At 38.2% G+C, this 26,730-nt stretch carries 25 protein-coding genes and 2 riboswitches; of the genes, 19 read left to right on the forward strand and 6 right to left on the reverse strand.

Annotated elements, in window-relative coordinates:
- The first annotated feature begins 73 nt into the window (after positions 1-73).
- The gene (locus tag V2145_RS07075; RefSeq protein ID WP_094910399.1) at positions 74-796 is read left to right on the forward strand and encodes a hypothetical protein; all 723 of its coding nucleotides are present in this window, start codon (positions 74-76) and stop codon (positions 794-796) included.
- A 326-nt stretch (positions 797-1,122) separates the two neighbouring features.
- On the opposite strand, the gene V2145_RS07080 is transcribed toward V2145_RS07075, so the two are convergent.
- Complete coding sequence (locus tag V2145_RS07080) at positions 1,123-1,929, reverse strand: ABC transporter permease subunit (protein WP_330987444.1); 807 nt, start codon at positions 1,927-1,929, stop codon at positions 1,123-1,125.
- Complete coding sequence (locus tag V2145_RS07085; RefSeq protein ID WP_094910397.1) at positions 1,926-2,813, reverse strand: ABC transporter ATP-binding protein; 888 nt, start codon at positions 2,811-2,813, stop codon at positions 1,926-1,928. Before V2145_RS07085 ends, V2145_RS07080 begins: the two co-directional genes overlap by 4 nt.
- 159 nt (positions 2,814-2,972) lie before the next feature.
- On the opposite strand from V2145_RS07085, the gene V2145_RS07090 reads away from it, so the two are divergent.
- The 5 genes from V2145_RS07090 to metE all read left to right on the forward strand — a co-directional run bounded on the left by V2145_RS07090 (position 2,973) and on the right by metE (position 9,670).
- The gene (locus V2145_RS07090; protein WP_131887886.1) at positions 2,973-3,560 is read left to right on the forward strand and encodes a TetR/AcrR family transcriptional regulator; all 588 of its coding nucleotides are present in this window, start codon (positions 2,973-2,975) and stop codon (positions 3,558-3,560) included.
- A gap of 227 nt (positions 3,561-3,787) precedes the next feature.
- Positions 3,788-5,008, forward strand: coding sequence for a dicarboxylate/amino acid:cation symporter (locus tag V2145_RS07095; RefSeq protein ID WP_131887885.1), 1,221 nt, complete (start codon positions 3,788-3,790; stop codon positions 5,006-5,008).
- Between the two features lie 128 nt (positions 5,009-5,136).
- Positions 5,137-6,105, forward strand: a complete 969-nt coding sequence (locus V2145_RS07100) for a DHH family phosphoesterase (protein ID WP_094910394.1) — start codon at positions 5,137-5,139, stop codon at positions 6,103-6,105.
- Between the two features lie 24 nt (positions 6,106-6,129).
- Entirely contained in the window at positions 6,130-6,879 is a 750-nt protein-coding gene (locus V2145_RS07105) for an SDR family NAD(P)-dependent oxidoreductase (RefSeq protein WP_330987445.1), read from the forward strand.
- 185 nt (positions 6,880-7,064) lie between these two features.
- A riboswitch (cobalamin riboswitch) is annotated at positions 7,065-7,251 on the forward strand.
- A gap of 142 nt (positions 7,252-7,393) precedes the next feature.
- Positions 7,394-9,670, forward strand: coding sequence for a 5-methyltetrahydropteroyltriglutamate--homocysteine S-methyltransferase (metE, locus tag V2145_RS07110; RefSeq protein WP_131887882.1), 2,277 nt, complete (start codon positions 7,394-7,396; stop codon positions 9,668-9,670).
- 48 nt (positions 9,671-9,718) lie between these two features.
- Here metE and V2145_RS07115 read toward each other — a convergent pair whose 3' ends face one another.
- Together V2145_RS07115 and V2145_RS07120 are read right to left on the reverse strand one after the other, a co-directional pair.
- Positions 9,719-10,042, reverse strand: coding sequence for a winged helix-turn-helix transcriptional regulator (locus V2145_RS07115; protein WP_094910391.1), 324 nt, complete (start codon positions 10,040-10,042; stop codon positions 9,719-9,721).
- 207 nt (positions 10,043-10,249) lie between these two features.
- Entirely contained in the window at positions 10,250-10,816 is a 567-nt protein-coding gene (locus tag V2145_RS07120) for a YdcF family protein (protein WP_094910390.1), read from the reverse strand.
- A 193-nt stretch (positions 10,817-11,009) separates the two neighbouring features.
- On the opposite strand from V2145_RS07120, the gene V2145_RS07125 reads away from it, so the two are divergent.
- The 5 genes from V2145_RS07125 to V2145_RS07145 all read left to right on the forward strand — a co-directional run bounded on the left by V2145_RS07125 (position 11,010) and on the right by V2145_RS07145 (position 16,943).
- Positions 11,010-11,288, forward strand: a complete 279-nt coding sequence (locus V2145_RS07125) for a YhdT family protein (protein WP_094910389.1) — start codon at positions 11,010-11,012, stop codon at positions 11,286-11,288.
- Positions 11,285-12,745: a sodium/pantothenate symporter gene (gene panF / locus V2145_RS07130; protein WP_330987446.1), complete on the forward strand. Its 1,461-nt coding sequence runs from the start codon at positions 11,285-11,287 to the stop codon at positions 12,743-12,745. The genes V2145_RS07125 and panF overlap by 4 nt, the downstream gene beginning before the upstream one ends.
- A riboswitch (cobalamin riboswitch) is annotated at positions 12,744-12,928 on the forward strand. (Overlaps the previous gene by 2 nt.)
- A gap of 107 nt (positions 12,929-13,035) precedes the next feature.
- Positions 13,036-14,535, forward strand: a complete 1,500-nt coding sequence (locus tag V2145_RS07135; protein ID WP_330987447.1) for a cobyric acid synthase — start codon at positions 13,036-13,038, stop codon at positions 14,533-14,535.
- Between the two features lie 87 nt (positions 14,536-14,622).
- Positions 14,623-15,672, forward strand: coding sequence for a FecCD family ABC transporter permease (locus V2145_RS07140; RefSeq protein ID WP_094910387.1), 1,050 nt, complete (start codon positions 14,623-14,625; stop codon positions 15,670-15,672).
- On the forward strand, positions 15,669-16,943 hold the full coding sequence (locus tag V2145_RS07145; RefSeq protein ID WP_330987448.1) for an ABC transporter ATP-binding protein: 1,275 nt from the start codon (positions 15,669-15,671) through the stop codon (positions 16,941-16,943). Before V2145_RS07140 ends, V2145_RS07145 begins: the two co-directional genes overlap by 4 nt.
- A 31-nt stretch (positions 16,944-16,974) precedes the next feature.
- Here the strand turns inward: V2145_RS07145 and V2145_RS07150 are convergent, their stop codons facing one another.
- Positions 16,975-17,454 (reverse strand): Hsp20/alpha crystallin family protein, encoded by a 480-nt coding sequence (locus tag V2145_RS07150; protein WP_330987449.1) that lies wholly within the window; start codon positions 17,452-17,454, stop codon positions 16,975-16,977.
- 275 nt (positions 17,455-17,729) lie between these two features.
- On the opposite strand from V2145_RS07150, the gene V2145_RS07155 reads away from it, so the two are divergent.
- The 3 genes from V2145_RS07155 (at position 17,730) to V2145_RS07165 (ending at position 19,550) form a co-directional block, all read left to right on the forward strand.
- Positions 17,730-18,872: an acyl-CoA dehydrogenase family protein gene (locus tag V2145_RS07155; protein ID WP_094910384.1), complete on the forward strand. Its 1,143-nt coding sequence runs from the start codon at positions 17,730-17,732 to the stop codon at positions 18,870-18,872.
- A gap of 187 nt (positions 18,873-19,059) precedes the next feature.
- Positions 19,060-19,326 carry a hypothetical protein gene (locus V2145_RS07160; RefSeq protein ID WP_094910383.1) on the forward strand — a complete coding sequence of 89 codons (267 nt, stop codon included), beginning with the start codon at positions 19,060-19,062 and terminating at the stop codon, positions 19,324-19,326.
- A gap of 20 nt (positions 19,327-19,346) precedes the next feature.
- Positions 19,347-19,550 carry a hypothetical protein gene (locus tag V2145_RS07165; RefSeq protein WP_330987450.1) on the forward strand — a complete coding sequence of 68 codons (204 nt, stop codon included), beginning with the start codon at positions 19,347-19,349 and terminating at the stop codon, positions 19,548-19,550.
- On the opposite strand, the gene V2145_RS07170 is transcribed toward V2145_RS07165, so the two are convergent.
- Positions 19,551-20,798: a glycosyltransferase family 2 protein gene (locus V2145_RS07170; RefSeq protein WP_330987451.1), complete on the reverse strand. Its 1,248-nt coding sequence runs from the start codon at positions 20,796-20,798 to the stop codon at positions 19,551-19,553.
- Positions 20,799-21,023: 225 nt separating this feature from the next.
- On the opposite strand from V2145_RS07170, the gene wecB reads away from it, so the two are divergent.
- The 5 genes from wecB (at position 21,024) to V2145_RS07195 (ending at position 26,643) form a co-directional block, all read left to right on the forward strand.
- Positions 21,024-22,115: a non-hydrolyzing UDP-N-acetylglucosamine 2-epimerase gene (wecB, locus tag V2145_RS07175; protein ID WP_330987452.1), complete on the forward strand. Its 1,092-nt coding sequence runs from the start codon at positions 21,024-21,026 to the stop codon at positions 22,113-22,115.
- Entirely contained in the window at positions 22,108-23,094 is a 987-nt protein-coding gene (locus tag V2145_RS07180) for a polysaccharide biosynthesis protein (protein ID WP_094910379.1), read from the forward strand. Before wecB ends, V2145_RS07180 begins: the two co-directional genes overlap by 8 nt.
- Positions 23,095-23,922, forward strand: a complete 828-nt coding sequence (locus tag V2145_RS07185; RefSeq protein ID WP_094910378.1) for a dTDP-4-dehydrorhamnose reductase family protein — start codon at positions 23,095-23,097, stop codon at positions 23,920-23,922.
- Complete coding sequence (locus tag V2145_RS07190; RefSeq protein ID WP_330987453.1) at positions 23,919-24,809, forward strand: NAD-dependent epimerase/dehydratase family protein; 891 nt, start codon at positions 23,919-23,921, stop codon at positions 24,807-24,809. The genes V2145_RS07185 and V2145_RS07190 overlap by 4 nt, the downstream gene beginning before the upstream one ends.
- 562 nt (positions 24,810-25,371) lie before the next feature.
- On the forward strand, positions 25,372-26,643 hold the full coding sequence (locus V2145_RS07195; RefSeq protein WP_210610667.1) for a sugar ABC transporter substrate-binding protein: 1,272 nt from the start codon (positions 25,372-25,374) through the stop codon (positions 26,641-26,643).
- Positions 26,644-26,730 lie beyond the last annotated feature (87 nt).

Below are 26,730 nucleotides of genomic sequence, written 5' to 3' on the forward strand. Positions count from 1 at the left end.
TGCTTTTTTGTATAAGGAACCATACGGAAAGTTGATTACATAATGAAAAGTGAAAAGGTGATTAAAGCGGTTTATGATTGCATTTACTTGTTTAGTCGTAATTATCAGTATTGTTCGTCCCTACTTTGAAAGTATTATGGTCAGGCGAATAATATCTGAAGAGAAAAAAGTTCGGTACTATAAAGAACAGTCGTTTTTTTATGTGCTCATTTTACTTCTTTACGCAGTCATTATGCTATACTATGCGCTGCCTGTAGAGAAGTGGGGACTTCAAACAGTATATCTGGATACCATACAGCAGAAGAATATGTTTCCAGCTTGGGTTGAGTACTTATTATTGCTTATCTTTTTAGGATTTATTGTATTATCGGTTATGCTTCAATGGATGAAAGATCATGGAGAAACGGTATTTATGGAACAGGAGATGCCGACTTCAATTGAAGCAACAGTCCCAAAAACGAACCGAGAACGCAAGTGGTGGCTTACATATAGTGGAACTTCAAGCATAGTAGAAACGCTAGTGTATTTTCCAAGTCTTTATATCTATATTCATGATATTTTGCAAATTCAAAATAGCTGGTTATTAGCTATTTTAATTGGTTTAGGTTATTTCATGTCACAGCTGGCGTTTCAAAAAGATCGCTTAAGCCTTCAGACGTTAGTTGTCGGAATTGGTTTGGGAGCTATATATATTATGTCAGATTCGATTGCAATCATTGCATTTTACTACGCATTTAGTTTTTTAGTTTATGACATTTACCAACAAGATCGCAATATACCTATGAAGGCAGGATAAAAAAAGAGGCTGGCATATAGGTAATTCAGCCAACGATAAACCTGGATAATTAAGAGTTTGCCACTTTTAATCATTCAGGTTTTTTGTTGATTAGGAAAAACCAGTTTGGAAACAGGATGGAATGAAGCATAGGGCATTTGACGCCTGCGGGAAATAGAAGGAAACCTGAGATTCCGCAGCGCAGCGAGAAAGTTCAGGTCCCTCCCCGCGGAAAGCGAGTAGGCTATAGCGCAATGGAACGAACTTGTTTAGACAAACCAAAGAGATGCGAACAGCTATTGTTCGTCTCTTAGAAGCAAGCATTTTGCTATGTCTCAAACTCTTTTTTATAAAGGCAGGTCGCGTTTGGAAAATAAGAAAGCGCTTATTGTATATAGAAGTACACCAGCTATTCCAAATAGCAAGCAAGTGACAAAAATATCTTCGTTTCCACGTCCAATTTCAATTGGGTTAAAATAGTAGAAAATTGAAGCGTAGCGAAGGGATTCCAGCTTGTCAGATAGTTTACCTATAAGGTCAATTCCGTAAAATAAAAGTGTGATAGCTGTTGGGATGCTCCAAGCTTTTTTTGATTCATTGCATACGCTTGAACATAAAAAGCAATAGCTAGAAATAAAGAAAAATAATAAAAAGACAACAATATTCATCTTCACAAATCCCCACATATCAAATTCGCTTATTGATGTGAAAAACTTTGTGACAATAATGCCACAAGCTGTTGTTATAAAAATAATAATAAACAATCCAATTACTCCTACAACAGCTTGAGTAAGAACAACGGTCATTCGTGAAGCTGGAGTTGACAAAAGGTATGCCATAGAACCATTGTCAACAAGCTTTGCAATGAGAGAAGCAGATGTTAAGATGCAAAAAATACTCAGCAATACCAACAACAATAAGCCGTAATACTCACCAGCTATAAAATCACTTAAAGACGATAATCCATTTTCAATGCCAAATGTTTTTAACAAACTCTCTGGCATTGATTTTATAAGGTCGTTTAGTCCTTCTACTTGGGAGATTGAAGAATAAATATAAATAATGAGCAACAAGTAAAAAGTGGAACCTAGCGTGTAGCTTAAGATGGATTTTGCGTGACTTTTTAGCATCGTTGTAAGTAAGGGTCCGTTCATATTGATTTTCCCCCTTCTTGGTAATAGTTCATAAATAAATCTTCTAATCTTTCACTCTTGCTTTTAAAGTTTGTTACGTTCATGTCAGATAACAGCTGAAATAACTCATGGAAAGAATCTGTTACAGCGATTTGTACTTCAAGTTCTCCAAGCTGCGTTGCATCTAAGTGAGAATGAACAATACGTTGTACTTCTTCAGGAGTAGAGACTGCTACAATAAACGTATTGCGCTTATTTCTTTGAACCTCTTCAATAGGTGCATCTTTTACAATTCTTCCATCTTTAATAATGACAATCTTATCGCAAACTCTTTCAACCTCTGAAAAAATGTGAGAAGACATAAAGGTGGTTGTGCCCATCTTTTTATGTTCAACGAGTAAATCAATGAATATCTGTTGCATGAGCGGGTCAAGACCAGATGTTGGTTCATCTAAGATTAAAACGTTAGGGCGATTCATAAAAGCAGTAACAATCCCCACCTTTTGCTTCATACCTTTAGACATCTTTCGAATGGAAATCGTCGGATCAAACTGAAGAAGCTCAATGAGATAGGTTCGATAACTGATGTCTTTTATCCCTTTCATTTTCGTCATTAATTCTAAAAACTGCATGCCGGTCATATCGTCTAAAAACGAAATTTCTCCAGGAAGATAACCTACTATTTTTTGAACTTTATTGGCTTCTTTCCATGTATTAAGCCCATTGATAAAAGAGCTCCCTTGATCTGGTTGGATAAATCCCATTAAATGACGAATAGTAGTAGACTTTCCTGCTCCGTTAGGGCCCAAAAAGCCAAGAACTTCACCTTCATTTACATGTAGTGAAACATTAAAAATGCCTTTTTGATTTGAAAACTGCTTGGTTAAGCTTTCTAAATGAATCATACATATTAACTCCTTTGTGTGAAAAGGTAATTTTGAAATATTAACAATAAAATATTTCAAAATTATTGTATGCTGATTTGAAATAACTTGCAATACTTTTTGAAATAATTGCTTATATGTATTTCATATTTTTGATAAAATAAGCTTGGTGATGTAAAGATGAATGGATTTGAAAGAAGAAAGCAGAAAAAACAGCAAGATATACAAAGCGCAACGCTAAAACTATTTAATCAGTTTGGTCCAAGCGGTATGAATATCGCTAAAATTGCAAAAGAAGCAAAAGTATCCCAGGTAACCATCTATAATCATTTTGAGAATAAAGAGCAGCTTATTCGAGAAACAATAAAGGCTTATCTGAAGAAACAGTTTGAATTATATGAACAGCTCCTTTTAAGCAATTCAAAGTTTGAAACAAAACTAAAGAATATTATGTTTGAAAAATCAAAGTCTTTTAATACAATTAATCCTCAATTTTTGCAAGAGTTAATTCTGGAAGACGAACCCTTGCAAAAATGGTTTCAATCTTTCTATACGGAACAATTGTTGCCTCTACTGATTAAGTTTATTAAGATTTCCCAGCAAAAAGGAGAAATTAATCCAAAATTATCTGTTGATACAATTTTATTTTATATTCAAGCTTTAAAAACACAGATAGATCAGCTATCTCCCAATGATATAGCTTCTTTCGATAAAAATAAGTCTTTGGAAATTTTACATATCTTTTTTAAAGGGATTTCTCCTGATTAATCTAAAAAAACGAACAAAAATGATTATTGGTTATTTTTCGTTCGTTTTTTAGTTTTTTTGAGGGTTGACACGTGTCCTTATGGAGAATAAGATGGTAGTGTGATAAACCGAAAGTGTATAATATGCAGTAAACAAAATATGTATAAATATGCAAAAAAGGGGAGTTGCTGCGTAGCAGTTAAGGCGATGGGATATAGCGGGAATATCATTATGAGGAGAGAACAACTATGAAGAAACCATCGTTACTAACGCAGGTATTAGTAGCATTCGTCGTAGCTGTTGCGCTCGGTCTTATCTTTGGGGATAAGATGTCTGTCGTGCAGCCGCTTGGCGATTTGTTTCTAAGGCTCATTAAATTTATTATGGCGCCTTTAATTTTAACGACGCTTATTGTGGGCGTAACAAGTTTACAAGATACGAAGCAGCTTTTTAGTATGGGAGGACGAACGATTGTTTTTTACCTCTTTACAACATTAATTGCTGTGACAATTGGTATTGTATATGCCGTAATTTTAGCACCTGGTACAGGAGCTAACGTGTCGTTACCCCAAGGAGCCACTGTGCCTAGTGGAGAAGCACCAACGATTACGGAGACGCTGCTAAACATGATTCCCGAAAATCCATTTGCAGCGTTAATGGAAGGGAATATCCTCCAAATTATCTTTATGGCAATTGCAATTGGTCTAGGGATTTTATTTGTAGGAGAGCCAGCAAGGCCAGTTCAAAAGCTATTTGAATCTTTTTCCACAGTCATGTTTAAAATTACAAGTGGTATTATGGTCATTGCCCCAATCGGTATCTTTGGAATGGTAGCACCTATTATTGGTGAATATGGTTTAGCTGTTTTAGCACCTCTTGCTAAGGTGATTATTGCCGTAGCGCTAGGTTGCTTAACACAGCTTCTCGTTGCGTATTCTCTTGCGGTTAAAGGCTTTGCTGGAATGAGTCCTTTTACTTTTTTAAAAGGAATTGCACCAGCCGGTCTTGTCGCTTTTAGTACAGCAAGCAGTGGTGCAACGCTACCAGTTTCAATGAAAAACGTTCAGGAAAACCTTGGCGTTTCAAAAGAAACAGCAAGCTTTGTATTACCGTTAGGAGCCACAATGAATATGGACGGTAGTGCGATTTACCAAGGTGTTGCAGCCCTATTTATTGCACAATTTTATGGAATTGATCTCGGTATGAGTGAAATTTTACTAATTATGTTTACAACTACAATTGCATCAATTGGTACTGCAGGTGTTCCAGGAGCCGGGATGATTATGTTAACAATGGTACTAGCAGCGGTCAACCTTCCAGTTGAAGGAATTGCTTTAATTGCTGCAGTTGATCGTATTCTTGATATGTTCCGTACGTCCGTTAATATCGTCGGGGATGCTGCAGCTTCTGTTGTTGTAGACTCATATGAGAAGAAATCAAAAGAAAAAGCGAGGAAGCAAGCATCGTGAATGTTGTGCGTACATTCTTATGAAAAGTGAGGATGTACGCATTTTTTTTCATTCCTTGCTATAATGGAAAAAGATTCACGCATACTAAAGTAAATGAGTAACTGATAATGATTTAAAGGAGTTTTTTGATGACAAAAGTAAAATTAATTTCACATAATGATTTAGATGGCGTAAGCCCAGCTTTATTAGCTCGCTTAGCATTTGGTGATGAGAACCTTGATTACGATACGGTAGGAATCGGACGCATAAATGACACGGTGCTACATTTTATAGAAGAAGATAACGACGGTCAAGACTTATACATAACGGATATTAGCGTAAACGATGAAGTAGCAGCTAAGCTGGATGAACTTGTGAAAAATGGTCAAAAGGTGACGCTTATCGACCATCATATTTCTGCACTTCCGCTTGCTGAAAAATACGACTGGGTTCATGTGATACCAGAAGATCAGAATGGAACGAAAACAGCAGCTACTTCGCTTTTTTATACATATTTACTAGAAAATAATCTCTTAGAACGTACGGAGATGATGGATGAATACGTAGAGCTCGTACGCTTATTTGATACATGGGATTGGTTTCACGAGAAAAATGAAAAAGCAAAAAGACTTAATCATCTTTACTACTTAATTTCCCATGAAGAGTTTAAAGATACGATTTATGAAACATTACAAGCATCTTACACTGATGCCAGTCAAAGCTTTGAATTTACAGAAAAGCACGCAATTTTACTTGAAGCGGAAGAAAAGCGAATTGAAAAATATATTTATGACAAGCAAAAGCAAATGATGCAAGCAGAAGTAGAGATTGCCGAGCAAAAATATAAAGTAGGGATTGTTTTCGCAGACACCTATCAGTCAGAGCTGGGAAATGCATTATGTTTAGAGCACGAAGAAATCGACTTTTCAGTAATGGTTGATATGGGAAGAAAAAAATTAGGATTTCGAGCGGTGAAAGATGAGATTAATTTAGCTGAAATCGTTGGTCACATTGGCGGTGGAGGTCATCCAAAAGCATCTGGCTGCAAATTAACGAGCGATACATTTAAATTATTTGTAACGGATCACTTGTTTCAACCAGAAGAAAAAGGTGAATGAATTAAGTATAGAGGAGGGATAACTTTGACATTTGAACGTGAGGTTGTTGTGGTAACCGGTGGCGCAAGTGGAATTGGAAAAGGTGTGGTAAGCGCCTACGCCAAAAAAGGTGCTAAAGTAGTGATTGCAGATATTGATGAAGAACAAGGGAATAAACATGCTAAAACGCTGCGTGAAACAGGCGTGCAAGCAATGTTTATTCCCACAGATGTAAGAAAAGAAGAGGATGTTATCAACCTCATCAAAGAAACTGTTTCAGCGTATGGCTCAATTACCATTTTGGTTAATAATGCTGGGATAACAAAGTGGAAGTCTCCTTATGAGTTAACGCTAGATGAATGGGACGATATCATAAATCTTAATTTACGAAGCGTATTTTTATGCTCAAGAGAAGCAGCAAAAGTGATGCGGAATAACAAAATGGGTGGTTCCATTGTAAACTTAGCTTCTACTCGTACTGTTATGTCAGAGCCAAATACTGAAGCATATGCTGCTACAAAAGGTGGTATTGTGGCGCTAACGCATGCTCTTGCCATTTCACTTGGACCAGACAAGATTACCGTCAACGCAATTTCGCCTGGGTGGATTGAGACCCAGCAATATGAAGAACTTCGAGATATTGATCATGCTCAGCATCCATCTAATCGAGTTGGTACTCCAGAAGATATTGCAAAAGCGTGTCTTTATCTAACGCACCCAGACAATGATTTTGTAACGGGAACGAACGTAGTTGTAGATGGTGGAATGACCCGCAAGATGATTTATGAACATTAACTAAAGTAAGCGTGCAAGCAGGCTATAGGCTATACCTATAGCCTGCTATTTTTATTTTCTATAAAAGCTTAGTTATATGAAAGCGTATTCTTTATAAAAATTAGAAAAATCAGACTTGATTTAATTATCGAAATCATGTATCGTTATGTTCAATTCCTTTCTGAAAGGGAATTAGTGTATAAAGTGAATATGTTCATGCAAGAGGTGCTAAGACGCTTGTTTTAGCTTAAAAGGGAAGATCGGTGAAAATCCGACACGGTCGCGCCACTGTAAAGAGGAGCTTATTATCAGTAAACCACTGTTTATGAAATGGGAAGGTGATAATAAGCGATGATTCTAAGTCAGGAGACCTGCCTGTTGTTTGCACTCACAACCTACGCGTAATAGGGAGAGGTGATTAGCTTGGTATTGAAACAAAAGTATATGTTGTTCAATACTTCTTAAAGCTGTCGTCTAACTCTCTTTCAAGAGAGTTTTTTTATTGCAGAAAAATAGACGAAACGAGGAGATTGAAATGACAATTAACACAGCAACAATTGGATATCCAAGAATCGGTAGAAATAGAGAATGGAAAAAAGCAATTGAGTCTTATTGGAAGCAGGAATTAACAGAAGCAGAGTTGCACAACGAGCTTCATGAGTTATATGTTAATCAACTTCGTATTCAAAAAGATAAGGGGATTGATTTTGTTTCAGTAGGTGATTTTAGTTACTACGATCACATGCTTGATACCGCGGTTATGTTTAATATTATTCCAAACCGTTTTAAACAGCAAAATCTATCTTCTCTTGATACATATTATGCAATGGCAAGAGGGAATAAAGAAGCAGAGGCATGTGAAATGACTAAGTGGTTTAATACCAATTATCACTACATTGTCCCAGAGTTTACTGACGTAAAGCCAGTATTAAATGAAAACAGACCGTTAGCATATTGGCAAAAAGCAAAGGACGAATTAGCACTTAACGGTAAGCCGTTCCTAATTGGACCAGCAACCTTCATCTTATTAGGTAAAGGATTTAAGTCGGAAGAAGTATCAACTTTATTCGCTCAATTAACTCCGCTTTACATTCAAGTCATTAAGGAATTACATGAAGCAGGCGCAGAATGGATTCAAATCGACGAACCAATTTTTGTGACGAACAAAGCAGAGGGATACTGGAAAGAAATTCAAGCATTTTATCAACGCGTTTCAGAGGAAGTGCCGGGTGCTAATCTCATCGTTCAAACGTATTTTGAAGCATTGGATAATTATCAATCTGTTGTGAACCTTCCTGTGAAAGCTTTTGGGTTAGACTTTGTACATGATGAGAGAAAAAATAGTGAAGCGATAAAAGCAAACGGCTTTCCAAAAGGAAAAAAGCTTTTTGCAGGCGTTATTGATGGTCGCAACGTGTGGAAAAGTAACTTAGCTGAAAAAGCTGCGCTTGTAAGTGAATTACAAAAATTAGTAGGAAAAGAAGAGGTAATTGTTCAGCCGTCTAGTACACTGCTTCATGTTCCTGTAACGGTAGAAACTGAACAAGAACTAGCAGCTGATATTCGAGCTGGCTTAAGTTTTGCTGAAGAAAAGCTTACTGAGCTAGAGCTTTTAAAAGACCTTTTAAATGGGAATAGCGAAGCAGTAAAAGCACATCAGCAAGAGATTGAGGCATTTTCAAAGGTTGCAAATCGCGTTCATGCGAAAACGAGAGCAGAGCTAGAAGAAATTGATGAACAAGCCGTAACACGTGCTTCTGTAGCTGAGCGTCAGCGTTTGCAAAAAGAAAAATTTGATTTGCCGCTATTACCAACTACAACAATTGGGAGCTTACCACAGACAGCAGAGGTTCGTTCGAAGCGCTTAAAATGGAAACAAGGTCAGTTAACAAACGAACAGTATGAAGCATTTATAAAGGAAGAAACAAAGCGTTGGATCGAGATTCAAGAAGAAATTGGAATTGATGTGCTGGTTCACGGTGAGTTTGAACGTACAGATATGGTTGAATTTTTTGGTGAGCGTTTAGGTGGTATGTTAACAACGAAAAATGGTTGGGTTCAATCATATGGATCTCGCTGCGTACGACCACCTGTGGTATACGGAGATGTTTATTTAGTCGAACCAATGACAGTCAAGGAAATTGTCTATGCACAAAGCTTAACAGAAAAAGTTGTGAAGGGAATGCTGACAGGACCAATCACGATTTTAAACTGGTCATTCCCACGCACAGATATCTCGAAATATGAAAGCATGAATCAAATTGCATTGGCCATTCGAAAAGAAGTTAAAGCGCTTGAAGAAGCGGGCGTTCATATGATCCAAGTGGATGAACCTGCTCTGCGAGAAGGCTTACCAATTCGAGCTGAAAAGCAAGAAGCTTATTTAAAGGCTACTGTTGAAGCATTCCGTTTAGCAACAACAGGAGTGGAAGATACAACGCAAATTCATACACATATGTGCTATTCAAAGTTTGATGATATGATTGATACAATCTCTGCATTAGACGCAGATGTTATTTCAATTGAAGCATCAAGAAGTCATGGCAATATTATTTCTTCATTTGAGCAATATTCATACGATAAAGAAATTGGACTTGGTATTTACGATATTCATAGCCCTCGCATTCCAAGCTTTGAAGAAATGACAAATAATCTTGACCGTGCCCTTCGAGCATTAAATCCAGCACAGTTCTGGGTTAATCCAGACTGCGGTTTAAAAACAAGAAATGAAAAGCAGGTAATCGATGCTTTAACTCAGATGGTAAACGTTACGAAGAAGTATCGTGAAAAGCTAGCGGCAGTAGCACAATAAAATAAAGTAAAGAAAACCCCCTTTTATAGGGGGCTTTCTTTGTTTGCGTTATGACAAGTTGTCTTCTTCCAACCAGTGCTGTGACCATTTTTCAATTTCTTTCATAATAGGTTCAAGCGCTTTTCCTTTTTCAGTTAAGGAATACTCGATGCGTACGGGCGTTTCTGGAAAAACTTCACGCTTAACAATCCCTTGTTGTTCAAGGTCTTTCAAGCGTTCTGATAAGACACGACCGCTTACTGAAATGGATGACTCGATGGTACAAAAGCGCTGTGGTCCAGACAGAAGCTTATAAATAATGAGCCCGGTCCAGCGCTGACTTAAAATCGTCATTGCTTTTTCAAAGCGTGGACATAAGGTTGATTGATTCATTTGTTTCACTCCTATACTACACATTATAGCACAAAGCAATGGACACTACACTTCTTAAAACTTCACGACCAAAGAGAAGATACTTACATAAAGTAAGTATCTGAGTGTCAAATGGATAACCGTGCCTTTTAGCAAAAGGAGTAGTAAAGTGAAACTGCTGAGGGAAACTCGTTAATAAACTGCTTATCTATCTAAAAATGAAATGGCTTATTCACGATCAAATATCCAAGTTTTAATAATTGCCACATACTCACGACCGTATGATTGAAGCTTCACAACGTTTGGTGTTTCTGCACCTAATGGATATACGTTATATCCTTGCCTTCTGGCAATCAGTGATGCACGGTATAGATGAAACTGGTTGCTGACGAGTACAATCTTTTTGTCAGTGATATCGATAAGATTTTTGGTATAGAGAAAGTTTTCATAAGTGGAAGTAGATTCATTTTCTTGGATAATGCGAGCAGAATCAATTCCATTATTTACTAAAAAAGTAGACATCGCTTCCGCTTCAGAAATGTCTTCATCATCACCTTGTCCACCTGAGACAATTGCGATTGTTGAAGGGTTATCTTCTAAATAGCGTAGCGCAGTAATCATACGCTCTCGTAAACTTAACGATAGCTCTTTTCCATTTACCTTAGCTCCAAGAATCATAATGTAATCTGCGTTGTTTGGAGGAGGTGAACTAGCTGCAGAGTAAATATGATACGAAGCGAACAATACGTATCCAAGCAGTAAAGAAGTAAATACGTAGATAAGTTTTCTTTTCATAGGCTACTCCCATCGTTTATTTCTATTTAGTATAATGCAGTAATTGGCATACAAGGTAGTCTTTATTTAATATTTAAGCGTTAAATAGGAAAAAATGTCATGAATTTAGCAAAAAGGATAGCTTCATATGTTTTGGAACGTTATAATCATAATGCACATCTTCTGCAACATTTCAAAGAAGGAGAGAACGAACATGAAGAAAAGAGCCGATTGGCGGTATCGAATCGCACATAAAGAAGCTTTAATTGGTATCGGCCTGGCTATTTTCCACTTTGCATGGTGGTTTGGTTTTACATACGGACTTGGTTCAAAGCCCGTGTCAGAGTATACATACATATTGGGATTTCCAGCCTGGTTTTTTTATAGTTGCATAGTTGGAATTCCACTCATTATTTTACTGGTCTGGATTGTTGTTCGCTTTTTCTTTTCAGATCTTCCTTTAGAAGATGAAGAAAGAGGTGAGAGCAAATGAATTGGGCCGTCATTGTTCCACTTATTGTGTTTGTCCTATTGATTTTTGCTATAGGGTTTATTACCGCTAAAAGAACAAGCACAGCAAACTCATTTATTAATGATTACTTTCTAGGAAGCAGGGAACTTGGAGGGTTTGTTCTTGCCATGACAATGGTGGCAACGTATGGAAGTGCAAGCAGTTTTATTGGTGGTCCTGGTACCGCTTATCAAATTGGACTTGCCTGGGTATTGTTGTCTGTGATTCAAGTTGTGACAGGTTATTTTGTTCTCACAACTCTTGGTAAAAAGTTTGCCATTGTTTCGCGAAAGATGAATGCCGTTACGCTTGTTGATTTTCTGAAAAAACGATATGAAAGCAATACCGTGGTCATTGTTTCTGCTGTAAGTATTGTCCTTTTTTTATTTGCGTCATTAGCTGCTCAGTGGGTTGGAGGGGCTAGATTAATTGAAGGATTTGTCGGAATTTCATACAAAAGTGCACTTGTTATCTTTGCAGTCACCGTCCTTGTTTATGTATCAATTGGTGGGTTTCGTGCTGTTGTATTAACCGATGCTCTGCAGGGAATTGTAATGCTTGTTGGAACGATTATTTTGCTAATTGCTACTGTTTATGCTGGCGGTGGTATCGAAGCAATCATAAAAGATTTAGTTAACGAAAATCCAAACCTTGTAAGTCCGTACGGAGCTGACCGTTCATTAACACCTCTTTACGTGTCATCATTCTGGATTTTAGTTGGAGTAGGAGTTGTGGGACTGCCACAGGTAGCCGTTCGAGCGATGTCGTATAAAAATTCGAAAGCGATGCATCAAGCAATGCTTATCGGTACGGTGGTAGTTGGTGTAATCATGTTAGGAATGCACCTTATTGGTGTATTTGCTCGTGCCGTAATTCCTGGAATTGAAGTAGGAGATACCGTGATGCCAACGCTAACCCTTAAAGTATTACCACCTTGGTTAGCTGGAATTGTACTTGCTGCACCAATGGCAGCGATTATGTCAACGGTTGATTCTATTTTATTAATTATTAGCTCTGCTATTGTAAAAGACTTATATTTAAATTACGTTAATCCAAAAGCAAAAGAGCAGCAGGTGAAAAGATGGAGCTTCCTAACAACCATGATTATTGGAATCTTAGTGTTTCTATTTGCTATTAATCCACCTGATCTACTCATTTGGTTTAACTTATTTTCATTTGGTGGACTTGAAGCAGTATTTATTTGGCCAATTGTGTTAGGATTATATTGGGCAAAAGGAAATAAATACGGAGCAATTTCGGGGATGGTGACGGGGCTTTTAACGTATATCTTTATTCACACCTATGCTCCTAACCCATTTGGCATGCATACAGTTGTGCTTCCCGTTGTTCTATCATTATTGGTTTTTGTAACTGCAAGTATATTGACACAGTCAAGAACAAAGAACCTACAAGAACAGCTTCGTAAACAATACTTATAAACGATTATGTTTTAAAAGTGCCTTATTCGTTTAAGGATAATAGGGAAATCGGTGGAAATCCGATGCAGCCCCCGCTACTGTGAGTGTGGATGAACCTGCAATTAACCGCTAGCAATAAGCTAGGAAGGTGCAGAAGTAAAGTGAAGCACAAGCCAGGAGACCTGCTTTTAAACATTAACTCTTATTTTTCGGCGGGGAAAATAGGTGACGTGCACATCCAAAGAATGAAGATGTTGTCATGAAGCCTTGGTCTTTAGCCAAGGCTTTTTGCTATGAAAGGCGTGATGAAGATGAAAAAAGCACTTCCTCTTATGGTTCAAGGAACGCATTCCGACGCTGGAAAAAGCTTACTTACAACTGCTTTTTGTCGGATTTTTGCAGAAGATGGTTTCAAAACAGCGCCATTTAAATCACAAAATATGGCACTCAACTCTTATATCACAAAAGACGGAAAAGAAATTGGCCGTGCTCAGGGAATTCAAGCTGAAGCTGCAGGAGTGGAAGCGACAACCAATATGAACCCAATTTTAATCAAGCCAACAAGAGAGTATGAGGCTCAAATCGTCGTTCATGGTGTTCCTTTACAAAATATGTATGCGTATGAGTATAGAAAAGACTTCTTTGAAACAGGGCGCAGGATTATTACCAAAGCGTATGAAGAGCTTGCTTCTGAATACGAGTGTGTTGTTATAGAAGGAGCAGGAAGTCCTGCTGAAATTAACTTAAACGATCGTGAACTTGTTAATATGCGAGTAGCTGATATTGCACAATCTCCCGTTATCTTAGTAGGAGATATTGATAAAGGTGGGGTTTTTGCTAGCTTAGTAGGAACCATTCAGCTGCTTTCCAAAGAGCATAAATCTAAAATAGCAGGAGTGGTTATTAATAAGTTTCGAGGTGATTTATCGCTGTTGCAGCCGGGGCTTGATTGGTTTGAAGAATATACGGGACTTCCTGTTTTAGGTGTGGTTCCTTATCTGGATGATGTGGAAATTGATGCAGAAGATTCACTGGCTTTAACTACGTATCCGACACTTCCAAATCCAGCTAAAGAACTTGATGTTGCCGTTATTTCATATCCTCGCATGTCGAATTTTACAGATTTAGATCCCATTCGTTTTGAGGATGATTGCCACGTAAGGCTTGTGACAAAGCCTTCTCAGCTTGGAACACCTGATTTAATCGTTTTTCCTGGCAGTAAGAACACGTTGGAAGACGCAAAGTACTTGCATGAAACAGGATTAGCAGAAGCTGTTTTGGCGATGAAAAATAAGGTAAACATTGCTGGAATCTGCGGTGGATATCAAATTTTAGGTGAAGTGATAACTGACCCGAATGAAGTGGAATCAGCCCAAAAATCGATTAAAGGGCTAGGTCTTTTACCTATTCATACCGTAATGAAAACAAAGAAGCGAACAAAACGAGTATCAGGACATGCTATTTTGCGCAATCAGCTCTATCAAATTGAAGGATATGAAATTCATATGGGCGAAACAACGTCTACGGAGCCAATTTCACATTTTGCGGAGCTAAACGGTATAAAAGAAGGGGTGACTTTCACTCGCATAATTGGTACATACGTACACGACATTTTTCATAATGATAGCTTTCGACGCGCGTATTTAAACGATATTCGCCGGCAAAAAGGATTAGATCCGATTAAGACAACATTTAATAGCAGGGAACGAAAGGCAGAGTCTTTTCAAAAGTTGGCTGCACACGTTCGAAAAGCAATTGATATGAAAAAAATTTATAAAATTATGAGTGAGTATAAAAGCAATTCAAGATAAAACGGTTGGGCGTGCTATCTGTAAGAGATTCTTTACAAAAGATTAACATCCCGGCCCTCGGTTTTGAATAGAGGGAGTTGATGTAAAATGAAAAAAATCGTAAACAAAACTGTCTTATTTTATTTCTTTAGTATAATCCTTGTTTTAACTACCGTGATTACGGGTGTTTTTATAGGCACGGTGTCTCTAACCGTTACGGACGTTATTAAAATTATTGTTCAAAATATATCTGGATTAACTTTATATCATGGCCCGAGTAACATGGAACTCATTATTTGGGAAATTCGATTTCCGCGCGTGGTCGTTGCTTTTTTAGTTGGAGCAGCTCTTGCCATCGCCGGAGCAGCTTTTCAAGGGTTGCTTCGAAACTCGTTAGCAGACCCTTATACAATCGGAGTATCATCTGGAGCTACTCTTGGCACAGTGCTTGCTATCTTTTTTAACTGGCAGCTATTTGGCATGCATACCTATACGCTACCGATTATTGGAATTGTATCTGGCTTCTTAACGCTTTTACTCGTATTTGGTATCACAAAGTTAGCGAGTGGGACATTAGCTAACGAAACCATTATTTTAGCGGGCATCATTTTGTCATCATTCATGAGCGCGATGATTTCCCTTATGGTTGCCCTATCGTCAGAACAAGGAGTTCGTGAAATTTTGTACTGGCTAATGGGAAGCGTATCAATGAGAGGGTGGGGGCATGTTCAGCTTTTACTCCCGTTTTTCATTATCGGTACGATTGGCTTACTTGCAAATACTCGTGAGCTAAACGGGTTTGCATTTGGTGACCAGTCTGCGCAGTTCATGGGAATTAACGTAAAAAGCAGAAAGCGTATCATTTTGGTGTCAGCAGCTATTTTGACAGGTGCATCCGTATCAGTTTCTGGAGCAATCGGCTTTGTAGGGCTTGTTATTCCGCATTTAGTAAGGTTGGTGGTAGGTGCAAATCACAAGCATGTGCTTCCTCTTTCCATTCTTATTGGGGGTAGCTATTTAGTGCTCGCAGATCTTGTAGCACGAACCATTTTAAATCCGCAGGAGCTTCCAATTGGTGTGGTAACTGCGCTCATCGGCTCACCTATTTTTACGCTATTGCTTATTAAAGAACGGATTCGGAAAAGAGGGATCGAATGATTGAGGTTTGTAACGTAACTGGTGGTTACAAAAAACATAGTCCTACTGTTAAAAGCGTAGCCTTTACCGTTGAAAAAGGCTCGTTTTGCACACTTCTTGGACCAAACGGCAGCGGAAAGACCACGCTCATTCGTTTAATGATGGGAGTGCTTCCGCTAACAGCAGGAGAAATTAAGTTAGAACAAAAGTCAATTTCCTCCTATTCAGCTACGCAGTTAGCGCAAAAAATAGCGGTTATGACGCAGGAAAACCAAATCGGTCTAGAGTTTACCGTTCGTGAAATTGTGGCGCTTGGTCGCTATCCTTTCCAAACGAAACGGTTTTTAAATAATGAATCACCTTATGATAAACAAGTAATTGAAAGAGTGATGAAAAGAACGGATGTGTGGCGATATCGTCATCACTCATTCAATGCTTTGAGCGGTGGGGAAAAACAGCGCGTTCTTTTAGCTAAAGCTTTAGCGCAAGAACCTGAATATTTGCTGTTAGATGAACCGACAAATCATCTAGACGTAAAGCATGCGATGGAACTGCTGCATTTATTAAAAGAGCTGCAGCGAGAAGAAAACTTAACCATTGTGGCGATTTTACATGATTTAAACATTGCAGCACTATTTGCTGATGACGCCATCCTGTTAAAAGATGGAGAGGTTTATGCAAGAGGTATTGAAGAGATTTTTAGTAACCAGCAAACTCTTCAGCATGTCTATGGGGTGGATTTACACGTGCTTTATCATCCTGGAGTCCATAAAAGGCAGCTTGCATATGTTCCCCCGAAAGAAGAGAAGGTACTACAAGCTTTTTCCAACTTATATACGCTCATAGAAAATGAACGGTGTCTGTCAGTAAGCTTTGAACAGTCCCTGCGCACCCTTTCTACGGGAGATAGCGGAAAGGGTATCCATTGGTGTAAGCAAATCGTTCAGTACACAGACGAAGAGAAAAGCAGCGATTTACTTTCGTGGTCTGGAATCGATCATCGCTTTACACGAATTTCATTTTACGAAGATGAAGTATATACGTGGTTATTCTTGTTTACAAAAAGTAAGGAACAGGTGAACGTCGTAGTTGTTACGGATATGCCTCTTAAAGATGAAGCCCTTTTAGAAACAGCAATGGAAGTAAGTGCTCAGCTCGGAGGGTTGGGAATCAATCGAGGGAATTTTGCAGCTTGTGCTGTTAGAAATACGGATACAGAAACAGTGGGTACTAAAAAAATTAAATCTATTATAAAACGAGAAGTTGAAAAATATCACCTTGTTATGCAATGAAAAATGCTCGCCGTGTAAACAGCGAGCATTTTTAGTCAAAGCGATGAACATCAATTTCTGTTTCAGGTAAATTTGTATACTTTATGAGCTTGACTTCAAGAATGCCGTTTCTGCACGTAGCTTTACTTCCTTTTCGGCTGACCGTACAAGGAAGTTGACATTCTTCTGTGAAATCTTCACCATCATACGTACCTGTAATTGTACATGAGTAAGGTGTATAGGCAACCTTGATTTCTTCAACTTTATCAGGTTTTGGAAAAGAAAGCTGGACGATACATTCATCGTGCGTTTGAAAAACGTTTGACGTTAACGGACCTCGCTGTTGCTCGGAAGAAAGTGGTTGATTGTACATTTGATGTGCATGCTTAAAGAAATCGTTTTCTTTCATATACTGTGGAAAAGATTGCCCCATTGCATTGGATAACACTTGCTGTACATATTGGTCGATATCTTTCATATTCACCTTTCCAAATCCATTCTCTTTAAAAGGTGATTTTCCAAACGGGAACATAGCGACCCTCCTTTGGCGAAAAATGCCGTTTATGTAGCTTATGAATGCAATAAAAATAGGTGCATATCACAAATGAAATCGCCTTTTCCATATTTGGAAAAAGCGATTGAGAGAGAGGATTAATTATACATATGTTACAAACGCCTAATGGGTGCCTATCCTTCTTTTCGTAATCATGAGCACCGAAAGTGCACCATAGAAAATAGATGTGCTATGATAATAAGTATTAAACCGATGGGCGTAGTAGAGATTTAATGAAAAAGGAGCGATTGATGATGCATAATTCATTTATCACTGATGCAAACAAAGAATCGTACCAAAAGCTTGCAGCTCTCATTCCAGCTTTTAAAGAGCGTGCTCAAGAAATTGATGAAAAAAGTATCTTTCCCTTTCAAAATATTGCCGACTTAAAAAGTGTTGGTTATACAACTTGGTCGCTAAGTGAAGCGAGTGGAGGAAAAGGCTTATCTTTGTATGACTTTCTACTGTTTCAAGAGTTAATTGCTCAAGGCGATTCATCCACGGCGCTCAGTATCGGGTGGCATATGGGCATTACGATGGATCTTCGTGATAAGCAGCCGTGGAAGAAAGAAACGCTTGACTTTTTATTTGGAGAAATTCAAAAAGGAGCGCTTATTAACAGTGCGGCCACTGAACCGAAAACAGGAAGCCCTACTAGAGGAGGACTTCCTGAAACCAAAGCGGAACGTACAAAAGATGGCTGGGTGTTAAATGGCCGAAAAACGTTTACGACAATGTCTCCTGCATTGGACTACTTCTTAGTTAAAGCTTTTGTGCAAGAAGCAAACCAAGTAGCACAATTTATTATTCCAAGAGATACCCCTGGGCTTTCAATCGAAGAAACGTGGGATATGATTGCAATGCGAGGAACTGGAAGTCACGACTTAGTACTTGAAGACGTCCGTATTCCTGATGCATATTTAGCTGAATATATCGGTGGAAGTAAAAAGCCTGGCGCAAGCGGATGGCTATTGCATATTCCAGCATGCTACATTGGTATTGCCATTGCAGCGAGAGACTACGCGGTAGAATTTGCGAAAAGCTACTCACCGAACAGTATAGAAGGAACAATCAGTGAACTTCCCAACGTGCAAATGCAAATGGGGGAAATAGAACTTGAGCTTATGAAAGCACGACATTTCATGTACAGCGTGGCGCGCAAATGGGATGAAGGACAAAATCGTGAAGAATTGGCAGGAGAATTAGCTGCTGTAAAGCACGTGGTCACAAATAGTGCATTTCAGGTGGTAGACAAAGCGATGAGAATTGTTGGTGCACGAAGCTTGCAGCGACAAAACCCTCTTCAGCGCTATTATCGCGACGTACGAGCAGGCCTTCATAACCCACCGATGGATGACATGACGGTGATGAACTTAGCTAAACAAGCATTTAAATAATAGTATTAAAAAGACGGCAAGAGTGGAATTAGTGAATAATCCGCTCTTGCCGTTTTTTTACAAATATTTGTTTTTATAGGTCAAGCATCTAAGCACAACGCGTTTAAGCTACATAGACTGTAGAGAATATCTAGTGGAAAATTCAATATTTCCCTAGATGTTAACAGATGAAAGGAGACGATTTTTTATGAAAAGAGCAGTTGCACTTCGTGCTATTTGCTGTAATGGAGGAACTACTGAGCCTGTTGAACCACCAACTTCCCCAACACCACTTGTAGGCGTTTTATTATCACTAGTAAATGAGCGCGTAACTTTAGAAATTTCATCAGGTTTAGAGCCGACGATTACAGGCGTTTTATCATTTGTAGGCACAGACTATGTGGTAGTTGTTGAAGATGATTTAGCTGTAACGTTCGTTTTAATTTCTCAAATTGAAACAGTAACACCACTTTAATTAAAAGGAGGGATAATGGTATGTTTGAAAGTTTATTACTTTCTCAATTGGCAAAATATGTTGGTCAGCGAGCTGAAATTGGATTAGACAATCGAATTATTGATGGCGTTATTACGCTTGTTGGTCCTGATTACATCACGGTTGTTGAGTCAATGGGGTATGGTGCTACGCCTGTATTTGTTCCTATATCTGCTATTAACACAATTCGATTCTTCACTGTTTAACTAATCCAAATTTTTAATGAAATCGCTCCAGCTGGAGCGATTTTTTTTTGTTATGCTTTTCACATGATCACGAACGTTGTATACGGTGAAATCTCGGTAGCATACCGAATAGCGCTTCATTAGCGCATTTAATACGCTGACATCTTCGTACATACGCCCATCTAAAAAAGAAAAAACAGGAAATCCGCCAATGGCTTTTAGAAAAGACGTGCGGTAAACGCGTGGTCCCATCGGAAATGCGTAGCTTAGGAGCTCATTTTTTGAGCGAATGGACCGTCCGTTCGCAACACCCATTAGCTTTAATTCATTGTGTGGTTTTTCTTTCCACCTTCGTAAATTTCCATATAAAACAGCAGCGTCTGAAGGAATAGAAATTAAGTGATTTGAAATAACAGATAAAGCATTGGGATCAAGCCAGTCGTCTGCATCAAGCTCTAGTACAAATTCTGTATCAACTAAAGGTAGAAGGGTGTTTAGAGCACGTGCTTTTCCTCCATTTTCTTTTTGAATAAGCTGAAAGCCTAGCTGCGATTGAAGAGAAGCTAAGTCTTCAGCAGTTCCATCCGTCGAGCCGTCGTCAACTACAAAAAGTTGTTTCTTTTGAAAAGGAACGCTTTGAATGAAGCATGAAGAAACGGCTGTATGAATATATGGCTTTGCGTTATAAGCTGCTAGCATGATTGATAGAGAAGAGGTGGCTTTATGCTCAGTAGTAAACTGATAGAGTTGGCTAGGTTCTAAAAAAGCAGAGGTAAGGCGGGTTTCTTTTTGAATTCCCATTCTCACCGCTTTTTTTGCATCCACGGGTATGCATTGATCTGAAGGAAGGCTGCGTACCCAATATGCAAACATCGCTTCAACAGAAGGAAATGCATGTATTTCAGGAAATAGAAATGATTTCAAATCCGTGCTTTTAAAAAATAGAGGCAGTTTTAACTCTCCAGCTGTTAATGAATAAGTAGATAGCTCTATTTTATCTAACGTTTGCTTTTTTAAAAGCGGAAGGTTTACGTCGTCTCCTTTAAATAAAAACAATACGTGCCCACCATTTAAATTTTGAATTCTTTGGTTTAGCTGGCTTCCTATATAACTAGATAGAAGTATTGTATCTGCATGGTGAGGAATCGATTGCAAAATTTCTGATTTGGCAATGACAGTAATAGACGCCTCGTCGCTCAATTTTGCTAAAAGCTGCTGAACTACATGTGGACTTTCATATCCACAGAGAAAAATGTGCATATTTTCCATAATATTCTCCTTTTAACTTAGTCAATTACAGGCGGAATAATCATTTTTAAGAGATTTCTATGCATACAACGTATATATATTCTATGAGGTTTGGATTCATGATGAGAGGTAGGTTAATAGCATAAAGATAATAATCTCGCCTATAGCAAGTCTTATTTGCCCGCATAAAGTAATAAGAGGATACAGCGAAGACGGAGTCCAAACTATGTATAGGATGTGTAAAGAATGAAAGTGATGACCATTTTAGGTACCAGGCCTGAAATTATACGTCTAAGCTTAATTATTGACAAACTAGACCGCTATGCAGCTAAACATATTTTAGTTCATACAGGTCAAAATTTTACCGCTTCTCTTAGCGACGTATTTTTTCAAGAGTTACAGGTTAGAAAGCCAGACTATGTGCTTGCTAATCAGCAAGCCACGTTAGGACAGCAGCTTTCAACGATGTATGCTCAGTTAGAAACAATTTTTTTGAAAGAAAAGCCTGATAAAGTCTTGGTGTTAGGTGATACAAATAGCGGACTAAGTGCAATTTTAGCAGAGCGTATGGGAATTACAGTCATGCATATGGAAGCTGGAAATCGTTGCTTTGACCTCGAAGTGCCTGAGGAAAAGAATAGAAAAGTAATTGACGCTATTTCAAGTATTAATCTTCCTTATACCCCTCAAAGTAAAGAAAACCTTATTCGAGAAGGTGTTCCAAAGAACCGAATTGTGGTTTCAGGAAATCCTATTTTTGAAGTGTTAAACCATTACACGCCTCAAATTAACGCAAGTTCTATTTTAGAAACGCTAAGCATCAAAAAAAATGATTATTTCTTAGTCACGATACACCGTGCTGAAAACGTTGACTATGAAGAACGTTTAGTTGAAATTATGAATGGTCTTAATAAGGTAGCTGAAGAATTTCAAAAGCGCATTATTTGCAGCATTCATCCACGAACAAAATCACGCATTGATAAGCATCCTTCTCTTCGAGTTCATCCACTCGTTGAGTTTCATGAACCGTTCGGGTTCTTTGACTTTGTAAAACTTGAAAAAAATGCGCTTTGTGTTTTAACTGATAGCGGTACCGTTCAGGAAGAATGCTGCTTGTTTCATGTTCCAACGGTAACGGTTCGAAAAACAACAGAACGTCCTGAAACGATCGATTGTGGTAGCAATATGCTGTCAGGCTTAAACGCAGATCAAATTGTAAACTGCGTCAAAGTCATGGTAAACCAATCGAGTAAATGGTCTTATCCAGAAGGGTACGATCATCCGGATGTTTCGGATAAAGTAATAAAAGTAATTTTAGGAGGACTTAACAGTGTTTAAAAATCAAACGATTTTAGTTACAGGTGGCACAGGCTCATGGGGATACGAATTAGTAAGGCAGTTATTAACTCTTGATCCGAAGGAAATTAGAATTATTTCACGCAATGAATCCAATCAATTTACAATGAAGCAAGAGTTTGACAACGACCCAAAGCTTCAGTTCCTAATAGGGGATATTAAAGAAAAAGATTCATTGATTGAAGCATGTCAAGGCGTGGATTATGTGTTTCATCTTGCAGCTTTAAAGCATGTTCCAGTTTGTGAGGATCAGCCGTTAGAAGCACTAAAAACAAACGTACACGGTACGCAAAATGTTATCGACGCAGCTATTATTTGTAACGTGAAGCGCGTAATTTACATTTCAACTGATAAAGCGGCGAATCCATCGAATTTTTATGGGCTGTCAAAGGCGATGGGCGAACGTTTAATTATTCATGCGAATACACTAAACACGAAGACAAAATTTGTGTGTATCCGAGGCGGAAATGTACTTGGAACAAATGGAAGCGTTATTCACGTATTTAAAAAACAAATTCAAGAAAAAGGAAAAGTAGGAATCACAGATTTAGATATGACACGCTTTTTCTTAACGCTAGAAGATGCAATCAAGCTTGTCTTTAAAGCAACATTTGAAAGCCTTGGCGGTGAGATTTTCGTTATGAAAATGCCAACATGCAAAATCATTGACCTTGCTTATGTGTTAATTGATGCTTCAAACAAAGAAAATGTCGATATCGAAATACTAGGTATTCGTCCTGGTGAAAAAATTCATGAGCTGTTGCTGTCGGAATACGAAAGTACAACAACGATTGCTTATGACGAAGAGTATTTTGTCATTTTACCGCCAATTCATATTCCAGGTTTAAAAGAGCACTATGCAAACTTTAGGCCTGTAAACCTTGTGAACTATAATTCTAGCAAAGAGTTAATGACGAAAGAAGAAATTAAAGAGATGTTAGAGAAAGGACGGTTTATCTAAATGAAAATACTAATCCTTGGTGGAAAAGGAATGGCTGGTCACGTTATCACTTCTTATTTTAAACAAAAACCTCAGTACGAAGTAGTCTATACATCAAGGGATTTAGATGACAAAGAAGGATTGTATGTTGATGTAACAAACGCTACTGATCTAGAAAAATTAATGGAACAAGAAAAGCCTGATATTACAATTAATTGTATCGGTATTTTAAATCATCATGCGGAGCAACATAGTAAGCTTGCTTTTCACGTTAATAGCGTTCTTCCTCACCAACTCGTCAAACTAACGGAGCGCTACCAAGGAAAGCTGATTCACATTAGTACAGATTGCGTTTTTTTAGGGGACAAAGGCGACTATACGGAAAGTGATGCTCCTGACGGAACCTCCATTTATGCTCAATCCAAGCAGCTGGGTGAAATTATTAGCGATAAGCACTTAACAGTTCGCACCTCAATCATTGGACCTGAGTTAAAAACTGACGGAATTGGCCTATTTCTATGGTTTATGAAGCAAACAGGAAAAATCAAAGGCTATAAGCGAGCGCTATGGAACGGTGTAACGACAATAGAGCTTGCTAAGGCAATTGAAGTGTTTATTCAACAGAACGTGACGGGTCTTTATCACCTTGCGACCGAGCCGAAAATCTCCAAATTCGAGCTGCTTCAGCTTATGAAAGAAGTATTTCAAAAAGATGATGTTACGATTGAAGCAGATGAAGCATTTGTACTGGATCGGACGATTAAAAATACGCGAACAGACTATATTTACACGCCGCCTACTTACCGAGTCATGCTAGAAGAGATGAAAGATTGGATGCAAAAGCAATGAGAAAGCGAATCCTTATTACGGGAGCAAACGGCTTTACAGGACAGCATGCCGTAACGCATTTTATGAAAAAAGGCTATGAAGTAACTGCTGCAATGCGTAAGAAAGTACCTTGTGAAGGTGTACGTGTAGTTAGCTGTGATTTAGAAAAGGAATCTCAGGTCACAAAGCTCGTTGAAGATACAAATCCTCATTATATTCTTCATCTTGCTGGTCAAAATCATGTGGGGAGCTCATGGGAACAGCCTTTGTCTTACGTTAACAGCAATGTAATTGGAACGCTGCATCTATTAGAAGCAATGAGAAAAAAAGTGCCGGCTGCTCGCATTGTAGTAGCGGGATCTGCACTCCAGTATAATCCTTCTGACAGTTCAACACTTACTCATCCATATAGCTTTTCAAAAACGGTGCAGATTTTAGTTTCAGAGGCATGGGCAAAACTCTATAATCTCGATGTGGTTATTGCAAAGCCTTCAAACTTAATTGGACCTGGGCATTCCAACGGTGTTTGTTCGATTTTCGCTAAAAAAATTGCTGGTATGGAAAAAGACAATGAAAAAAAAGAACTTCACATTAATAATTTAGAAGCCAGGCGCAATTTTATTGACGTGAGAGACGCTGTTGCAGCATATGAACATTTATTCTTATTTGGTCAAAGTAAGGAAGTTTATGAAATCGCCGCCTCTGCCTGCTATTCATTAAAAGAAGTTGCCTCTATGCTGAGAACATTTGCTCACGTAGATTTTCAGATTACAAGTGATACAGCAAACAGTGAACCTTTCTTAATACCAGATACGTCACCGCTTCAACTTATAGGCTGGAAACCAAACTATTCGCTTGAGAAATCGCTTTTAGATATTCTGACATTTCATCGACAAACCAAGGATTAAAGTAGTACACGTCTTCATATAAATCAATAAACAAAAGAAAGCTGTCTAAAAAGGCAGCTTTTCTTTTTATAAGGAGGGGAGTGTAAATAATCAATTTCTTATTTTTATACATATTCCAAAAGCAGCTGGTTCTACGTTACATATGCTCTTTCAAAACAATATGACCGCAATTAGATTCTGATTTGTTTATCTAAAAAACAGCTGATTGAGCAGGTATTATGACTTTGTGAATAAACGCTTAAGCAAGTTGAATTTCTAATACAAAGCGAGCAAAAATCATAATAGGTATAGCGAATGTGATTGTTGGCTAGATAAAGTGTGAGAAAAACTTACTTTTTTTATATTATATGTAAAAAATATAGTGATAAAGCTCTGTCTCGAAAATAAAATTTGGTTTTTCATACGAATCTGAAAAAGAGTAGTTGTCAAATGGTTGATTATAAGTATAATAGAGATTGTAGATAGTGCAAACGTTTTCACCATAAAATGAAAGCGTTCTATTTTTAGGGATTGTACAAACGGTTGCACAAGTCAAACAGAATAGGTCAACGGAGGGGTTAAAATGAAGAAAGCGTTATCAGTTTTGATGACTTCAGCGCTAACAGTAGGTATGTTAGCAGCGTGTGGTCCAGAAGAAGGTGCAACAAGTACGACACCAGGATCTGGGAGTGGGGGAGAAAAACCAGAAAAGCTAGTTGTTTGGGAAGATAAAGATAAAGGACCAGCACTAGACTATGCAATTAAAAGTTTTGAAAAAGAACATGGTATTAAAATTGAGTATAAAGAAGTAGAAACAACAAAAATTCAGGAGCAGCTAGCGTTGGACGGGCCTGCTGGAACAGCTCCAGACGTTGTAACAATTCCTCATGATAACATCGGTCCAGCTGTTACGAAAGGGTTGCTTGCAGAGTTGACAACTACTTCAGATGAGACAACATCTCGCTTTAGTGAATCATCAATTGATGCAATGACGTTTGATGGTAAACTTTACGGTTTGCCAAAAGCAACGGAAACGCCAGTACTTGTGTATAACAAGGCATTGATGAAAGAAGCTCCAAAAACAATGGACGAACTTAAAGACTTTTCAGCAGATTTCACAAAAGACGGGAAGTATGGCTTTTTAGCGCTACTGGATAATTATTATTTTGCACATGGTTTCCTAAGCGGTTACGGTGGTTACGTATTCGGTGAAAAAGACGGTTCATTTGATACAAAAGATTTAGGTATCAACAATGCTCAAGCAGTTGAAGCAGTTGACTACATCAACACTTGGTACAAAGACAAGCTGTTACCAAATGGTATTATTGGAGAAAACGGTGGTAGCGCATTAGACGGTCTATTTAACGAAGGTAAAGTAGCTTCTGTTATGAATGGTCCATGGTCTTTCCAAGGCTATAAAGCAGCAGGAATTGATATTGGTGCCGCTCCAATGCCAAAATTACCAAATGGTGAACCAGTTAAAACATTTATGGGTGTAAAAGGTTGGAACGTTACATCATTCTCAACTAATAAAGAATGGGCTGAAAAATTTATTGACCATATCACAAACGATGAGAATGCAAAGAAACGCTATGAGTTAACACAAGAAATTCCACCAAATACAGCATTGCTTGAAGATCCAATTATTAAAGACAATGAGTTAGCTTCTGCAGTTGCTATGCAATCTCAAGATGCAGTACCGATGCCGTCGATTCCTGAAATGTCAGAAGTTTGGCCTCCAATGCAAAGCGCAGTTCAAACCGTTATTACGGGTAAAGCGGATTCTAAAAAAGCTCTAGATGAAGCACGTAAAACAATTGAAGAAAACATCAAAGCAAACCACAGCGGTAAATAAACAATCTGTTAAAGGAAAGAAGTACCTTTGATTCTTCAGGGGTACTCTTTCCTTACTAATAAGGCAAGCGTTTGCGCTATGAAAAGA

The organism is Priestia sp. GS2 (genome assembly GCF_036409025.1).
GTDB classification, from domain to species: domain Bacteria; phylum Bacillota; class Bacilli; order Bacillales; family Bacillaceae_H; genus Priestia; species Priestia aryabhattai_A.

Excerpts from the sequence above, each read along its gene's own strand:
- V2145_RS07100 (WP_094910394.1), top strand. The coding sequence starts at position 5,137 with ATGACAAAAGTAAAATTAATTTCACATAATGATTTAGATGGCGTAAGC.
- V2145_RS07190 (WP_330987453.1), top strand. The coding sequence starts at position 23,919 with ATGAGAAAGCGAATCCTTATTACGGGAGCAAACGGCTTTACAGGACAG.
- V2145_RS07115 (WP_094910391.1), bottom strand. The coding sequence starts at position 10,042 with ATGAATCAATCAACCTTATGTCCACGCTTTGAAAAAGCAATGACGATT.
- V2145_RS07160 (WP_094910383.1), top strand. The coding sequence starts at position 19,060 with ATGAAAAGAGCAGTTGCACTTCGTGCTATTTGCTGTAATGGAGGAACT.
- V2145_RS07170 (WP_330987451.1), bottom strand. The coding sequence starts at position 20,798 with ATGGAAAATATGCACATTTTTCTCTGTGGATATGAAAGTCCACATGTA.
- V2145_RS07195 (WP_210610667.1), top strand. The coding sequence starts at position 25,372 with ATGAAGAAAGCGTTATCAGTTTTGATGACTTCAGCGCTAACAGTAGGT.
- V2145_RS07125 (WP_094910389.1), top strand. The coding sequence starts at position 11,010 with ATGAAGAAAAGAGCCGATTGGCGGTATCGAATCGCACATAAAGAAGCT.
- V2145_RS07155 (WP_094910384.1), top strand. The coding sequence starts at position 17,730 with ATGCATAATTCATTTATCACTGATGCAAACAAAGAATCGTACCAAAAG.
- V2145_RS07075 (WP_094910399.1), top strand. The coding sequence starts at position 74 with ATGATTGCATTTACTTGTTTAGTCGTAATTATCAGTATTGTTCGTCCC.
- V2145_RS07090 (WP_131887886.1), top strand. The coding sequence starts at position 2,973 with ATGAATGGATTTGAAAGAAGAAAGCAGAAAAAACAGCAAGATATACAA.
- V2145_RS07080 (WP_330987444.1), bottom strand. The coding sequence starts at position 1,929 with ATGAACGGACCCTTACTTACAACGATGCTAAAAAGTCACGCAAAATCC.
- V2145_RS07120 (WP_094910390.1), bottom strand. The coding sequence starts at position 10,816 with ATGAAAAGAAAACTTATCTACGTATTTACTTCTTTACTGCTTGGATAC.
- wecB (WP_330987452.1), top strand. The coding sequence starts at position 21,024 with ATGAAAGTGATGACCATTTTAGGTACCAGGCCTGAAATTATACGTCTA.
- V2145_RS07150 (WP_330987449.1), bottom strand. The coding sequence starts at position 17,454 with ATGTTCCCGTTTGGAAAATCACCTTTTAAAGAGAATGGATTTGGAAAG.
- V2145_RS07145 (WP_330987448.1), top strand. The coding sequence starts at position 15,669 with ATGATTGAGGTTTGTAACGTAACTGGTGGTTACAAAAAACATAGTCCT.
- metE (WP_131887882.1), top strand. The coding sequence starts at position 7,394 with ATGACAATTAACACAGCAACAATTGGATATCCAAGAATCGGTAGAAAT.
- V2145_RS07085 (WP_094910397.1), bottom strand. The coding sequence starts at position 2,813 with ATGATTCATTTAGAAAGCTTAACCAAGCAGTTTTCAAATCAAAAAGGC.
- V2145_RS07165 (WP_330987450.1), top strand. The coding sequence starts at position 19,347 with ATGTTTGAAAGTTTATTACTTTCTCAATTGGCAAAATATGTTGGTCAG.
- V2145_RS07135 (WP_330987447.1), top strand. The coding sequence starts at position 13,036 with ATGAAAAAAGCACTTCCTCTTATGGTTCAAGGAACGCATTCCGACGCT.
- V2145_RS07140 (WP_094910387.1), top strand. The coding sequence starts at position 14,623 with ATGAAAAAAATCGTAAACAAAACTGTCTTATTTTATTTCTTTAGTATA.
- V2145_RS07095 (WP_131887885.1), top strand. The coding sequence starts at position 3,788 with ATGAAGAAACCATCGTTACTAACGCAGGTATTAGTAGCATTCGTCGTA.
- V2145_RS07185 (WP_094910378.1), top strand. The coding sequence starts at position 23,095 with ATGAAAATACTAATCCTTGGTGGAAAAGGAATGGCTGGTCACGTTATC.
- panF (WP_330987446.1), top strand. The coding sequence starts at position 11,285 with ATGAATTGGGCCGTCATTGTTCCACTTATTGTGTTTGTCCTATTGATT.